The sequence below is a fragment of the Streptomyces ossamyceticus genome, assembly GCF_001418475.1.
Taxonomy (GTDB): Bacteria; Actinomycetota; Actinomycetes; order Streptomycetales; family Streptomycetaceae; genus Streptomyces; species Streptomyces ossamyceticus.
In genome coordinates this window covers 1-2,915 of sequence record NZ_LIQX01000805.1, presented here as the reverse complement: position 1 = coordinate 2,915, position 2,915 = coordinate 1, and the positions used below count along the sequence as shown (strand labels likewise).

General features: G+C 73.6%; 3 protein-coding genes. 1 reads left to right on the top strand and 2 read right to left on the bottom strand.

Features of this window, described 5'->3' with window-relative positions:
- Positions 1-246 precede the first annotated feature (246 nt).
- Complete coding sequence (gene pdxR / locus AOK15_RS39090) at positions 247-1,686, bottom strand: MocR-like pyridoxine biosynthesis transcription factor PdxR (RefSeq protein WP_055523725.1); 1,440 nt, start codon at positions 1,684-1,686, stop codon at positions 247-249.
- Between the two features lie 47 nt (positions 1,687-1,733).
- Here pdxR and AOK15_RS39085 point away from each other — a divergent pair, with 47 nt between their 5' ends.
- Complete coding sequence (locus AOK15_RS39085) at positions 1,734-2,258, top strand: carboxymuconolactone decarboxylase family protein (RefSeq protein WP_055523728.1); 525 nt, start codon at positions 1,734-1,736, stop codon at positions 2,256-2,258.
- Positions 2,259-2,316: 58 nt separating this feature from the next.
- On the opposite strand, the gene AOK15_RS39080 is transcribed toward AOK15_RS39085, so the two are convergent.
- The coding region (locus AOK15_RS39080) for an FAD-dependent oxidoreductase (RefSeq protein ID WP_167738911.1) at positions 2,317-2,915 on the bottom strand (599 nt) is incomplete at its 5' end.

Here is a 2,915-nt window from a genome sequence, read left to right as displayed (position 1 = left end):
GGCGGGAGGGGCCCTACGCCTGACGACGGAACGAAGGATGGGGGCAGGTCACCGCCGAGTTGTCATGCGGTGCCGGCAGCGGTGCCGTACCTCCTGAGGCCATGGTCCCACCGGGGTTGATTTATTGTCGAATACGCGTTATGTGCCATCGTGACATGCCTCCGTTCCCCCCTGCTTCCATCGAGCCTCCGTGCCTCCCCGGCTCCATCGAAAGGGGCCGGGCGCCGGGGCGCGCGGCCGGAGCGTTCACTCCGGTGGCAGCACCCCGCACAGCGCCTCCACCGCCGCGGCGTACGTGTGCTCCGGGGGCGTCGCGTACCCCACGACCAGGCCGTCCGGCGCGTCCTTGCCGGTCGCTCGCGGATGCCGGAACTCGGCCAGCCCGTCGAGCGCGATGCCCTGCCAGGTCGCCGCCCGCACCACGGACCGCTCGGTGCCCGGCGGCAGCCGCAGCACCGCGTGCAGCCCGGCCGCGATCCCGGTGACCTCGATGTGCGGCGCCTGCGCGTCGAGGGCGGCCACCAGCCGGTCCCGCCGCGCCCGGTACCGCTGCCGCATCCGCCGCACATGACGGTCGTACGACCCCGAGACGATGAAGTCCGCCAGCGCCAGCTGGTCCGGGGCGCTCGCCCACGCCTCCCGCTCGCCCTTCGCCACCAGCGTGGCGTCGACGTACCGCTCCGGCAGCACCATCCAGCCCAGCCGCAACGCCGGCGACAGGCTCTTGCTGACCGAACCGATGTGCACGACCCGCTCGGGATCCAGCCCCTGCACGGCACCGACGGGCTTGCGGTCGTAGCGGAACTCCCCGTCGTAGTCGTCCTCCAGCACCACCCCGCCACGCGCGCGTGCCCAGTCGACGACGGCAGCCCTGCGGGACGGATGCAGCGGCCCGCCGGTCGGGAACTGGTGCGCGGGCGTGAGCAGCACGGCCCGCTCCCGGTCCAGCCCGTCGACCCGCGCCCCGTCGTCGTCCAGCGGCAGCGGAACGGTCCGTACGGACGCCGCGGTCAACAGTTCCCGGTGGAAACCGAGGCCGTACGACTCGACGGCCAGCGGGCCCCGCAGCACCCGTCCGTGACCCGGGCCGCTGACGTCACTGTGGAAGAGCAGCCGCAGGGCGTGGGCGAAGCCCGAACAGATCACGATCCGAGAGGGCTCGGTGCGCACCCCACGCGCGCGTGCCAGATACTCGGCGAGCGCCTCGCGCAACTCGATCCGGCCCGCCGGATCGCCGGGTCCGAACGCGTCGTTGGGCGCCTGCGCCAGCGCCCTGCGGTACGACGCCGCCCAGGCCGCCCGCGGGAACGACGACGCGTCCGGAGTGCCCTGCCGCAGATCGTGCCGGGGCCCACGCGCGCGTGCGGGCACCTTCTTCGGGACGCGAGCGGACGCGTCCAGCGGTGCCGCCCGCTCCGCGACTCGGGTGCCCGAGCCCTGCCGCGCCGTCAGCCACCCCTCGGCGACGAGCTCCGCGTACGCGTCGGCGACCGTGTTCCGCGCGACCCCGAGATCCGCCGCGAGCGAGCGGTACGGAGGCAACCGAGTGCCGGGCGCCAGCCGTCCGCCGCGAACCGCGTCCCGCAGGGCCCGGATGAGCGCGGCGCGCCGGCCCCCGGCGGCGGACAGCTCCAGATGAAGATCGGCACCGATCCTCTCCGCGGAATTGACCCACGAATCCTCCATGGAAATGCACCCTACGACAGGTCTTTCCGGCACCTAGATTCATGGTCATGACGACGAACGCGAGCACGAGCACGAACACGAGCACGAACACGGGCACGGACGCGTCGGCGAGCACCGCGCCCCGGCCCCGCCGCGTCGACTTCGCCAAGGCGGCCCGGCCCGTCTTCCGTGCGCTCATCGGCTTCGACGCGGCGGCCCGCGAGGGCCTCGACCCCGCCCTCGTCGAACTGATCCAGATCCGCGCCTCCCACCTCAACCACTGCGCCTACTGCCTGCACATGCACACCAACGACGCCCGCAAGGCCGGCGAGAGCGAGGACCGCCTCCACATGGTCCCGGTGTGGCGCGAGGCCCGGCACTTCTTCACCCCGCGCGAACAGGCGGCCCTCGCCCTCACCGAAGCGGTCACCCTCGTCGCCGAGCGAGGCGTCCCCGACGACGTCTACGCCGAGGCCGCCGCCCATTTCGACGACGCGGAACTGGCCCGCGTCCTGGCCCTGATCCTCACCATCAACACGTGGAACCGGATAGCCCTGGCGACGGGAAAGAGGGCGGGCACGGACGAACGCTAGAGCCGGCGGGCACCGACCAACGCTCGGAGCCGGCGGCGAGCCAGCGGAGCCGCCCGCGTCACGCCGTCATCGGTCGGTCGTACGGTCCTATCGGCGTCGGCAGTCGTTCCGCGCCGGTGAGCCGGCGGTCCACCGCGGCGGCCACCGCCCGACCCTCGGCGATCGCCCAGACGATGAGGGACTGCCCCCGGGCGGCGTCCCCGGCCGCGTACACACCGGGCACGTTGGTCTCGAAGTCCGGCCCGCGGGCGATCGTGCCCCGCGGTTCGACCGCCAGCCCCAACTGGTCGATCAACCCGTCGTGGCGGTCGGGGCCGGAGAAGCCGAGAGCGAGCAGGACGAGGTCGGCGGGGAGGGTCCGCCCGGTGCCCGGCCGCGGCCGGCGCCGCTCGTCCACCTCGACCAGGTGCAGCCCGCGCACATGACCTGCCTCGTCCCCCGTGAAGCGGAGCGTGGACGCCGCGAACAGCCGCGCGTCCGCGTCCGCGGCCGGCGCGGTGCCCAGATCGCGCGCCTCCTCGTGCGCTGCCGAGAGCCGGTAGATCTTCGGATACGTCGGCCATGGCTCGACGTCCTCGTCCCGCTCCGCCTCCGGCAGCGGATAGATGTCCAGCTGGGTCACCGACGCGGCCCCCTCCCGCACCGCCGTCCCCAGAC